The following is a 2,106-nucleotide window of genomic DNA, read 5'->3' as shown; positions in this document are numbered from 1 at the left end:
CCCGTCAACTCAGCCAATTTCGCAGCCTGATCGACGTTACCGCTTCTTGGGACATTTTTATCCACCTCTTGCAAAGCAACGATATCCGGATTCAAACTCTTAATTACGTCGGCAATGCGAGGTAAATTTACAATGTTATCCTTCCCTGCGCCATGATGAATGTTGTAAGTCAAGACACGTAATCCATGACCTGACAATGCCTCTACGGTAATCGTACTCTCCGCTGTAAAAGCGCCATCTGTCGTTGTTGCCTTGATTTTCGCAATTCCCGCCTTCAGCGCAGTAACAACGATTTTCCCACCAATCGACGCCACTATCGCAACGTTCTCATTGCTGCTCGACCAAGTTACAAGTTTATTAGTCGCATTATTCGGCAGTACCGTTGCCGCAATTTCAGAAGTCTCGCCTTCCTTCAACGTAAGCGCCGACTTATCCAGCTGAACGCTGGTTACAGCTACTACCGAATCCGCCACATTATTGCGATATTTAAAGTTGTCGTACTGAGCGACTGTAGGCCCAAATACTCTAGCCCCCATCTTGCCTTCCGCAATCGGAATTGAGGCTAAGCTGCCTTCATAATATTGTGTACCATTCACGAACAAGGTCACTAGCGATCCTTCGAATTTGATTTTGACCGTTGCAGTGACGCCTTTACTTAGCTTAGCTGCCGCATTGTTCGTCAGCAGCCCATAGCTGTCTTGGGCGTTCACCCAATACCAACTGCCGTTATCGTAACCGACCGATGCCCACGAATCATTGTTCGTGTAACGGAATATGACGCCTGAACGAATATTACCCGTATTTGTCGGCGTAACTTTAAATTCAATTTCACCATCTTTGATGTCCGGTGAATTCTTATCAATAAAGACATTGCTCGTATTGTTTGCTGTCAGCTGCAGCGCGTATTGGCTTGCTTGGGACGAATCGCTAACAACCGCCATACTGCCTGTTCCAGCCCCGATCATGTGCTGCCATCCGCCCAGTTGATTCGTCTCAAATGTTTGCTCGTAGCGAATGGGATCCGGTACAGTTATCGGTGTATCGTTCGGATTCGGCTGATAGACTTCGAACTCATACAAGGAATAGCCATACGTACCAGCCCGTTTTACGCCTTGCATTTTCACATAACGGGCATTTTCTGTAGGGAACTTAATAACTTCCGTGCCGCCGACGCCTGCGTTCGTCGTATAGGCATCTTTCCAAGTCTGTGCGTCGTTCGAAACTTGAATTTTATACCCTTTGGCGTAGGCGGGTTCCCATTTCAGAATAACCTTGTTAATGTCGTAGTTTTTGCCGAGATCCACGTAAATCCATTCGTTGTCGGTATATTTAGATGCCCAACGGGAATTTTTCGACTCATCCTCATCAAAAGCAAGGTTAGCCGTTAAATAATTGACTTCCTCTGATGAAGCCACTGCCGACTGGCGTGCAGCAATGTTAATTGTCCATGGCGGCGAGCCGGCAGCAACCGCGATTTCCTTCCCAGTCAACGCGCGATCTACGATTTTCAGATCGTCCAGCGCACCTTGGAAAGCCTGTGTCGCACTACCTACGACAGCCGCAGGAAGCAGTGTCGTCTCCGTCAGTTTATCTTTCAGCTCCCCGTCAATAAACAGCGACGTCCCGCTTAAATCCCCTTTCAAAGCAACATGCACAAATCGTCCTGTCGGAATCGCCGTATTGAAGCTGAAATCAAAGCCCTCACGGGAGAAGCCGACTTTGCCCGTTTCCTTCTGCTTTAATTTAATCGAGGCATCTGCGGATTCGAGCAGAATCGCTTCCGGCTGCGTGCTATCCGTCATATTCACCCAAGCCGATACCGTCCACGGAAACCCTTTTGTCGTCAACCCAGTCGTGATGTGATCACCAGGCTTGCTGAACAGCGCCGCTTGCCCTGTCACTCCATTCGTCCACTGAACACCGCTTAAAGTACCGTTATAGCCATTGCCGGACATATCGCCAGCCGATTGGCCGCTACCTTCATCAAACGGATAGCTGAGCACCGCTTCGGTCTGCGTTTGGACTTTATGCAGCAAGTTCGTATTGGGCGCATCCCCGATCAAACTGCTAGACTGACGAAATTTGTCATAGGTCGCATCACTGGAC

The 2,106-nt window shown here is 48.9% G+C and carries 1 protein-coding gene; it reads right to left on the bottom strand.

The annotated features are described in order from the left end of the window. The coding region (locus AC1DUA_RS35050) for a discoidin domain-containing protein (protein ID WP_477504129.1) at positions 1 to 2,106 on the bottom strand (2,106 nt) is incomplete at both ends.

This window comes from Paenibacillus sp. 01T422, from assembly GCF_056398785.1.
Note: the sequence above shows the minus strand (reverse complement) of the source record. Positions and strands in the feature narration are given on the sequence as shown.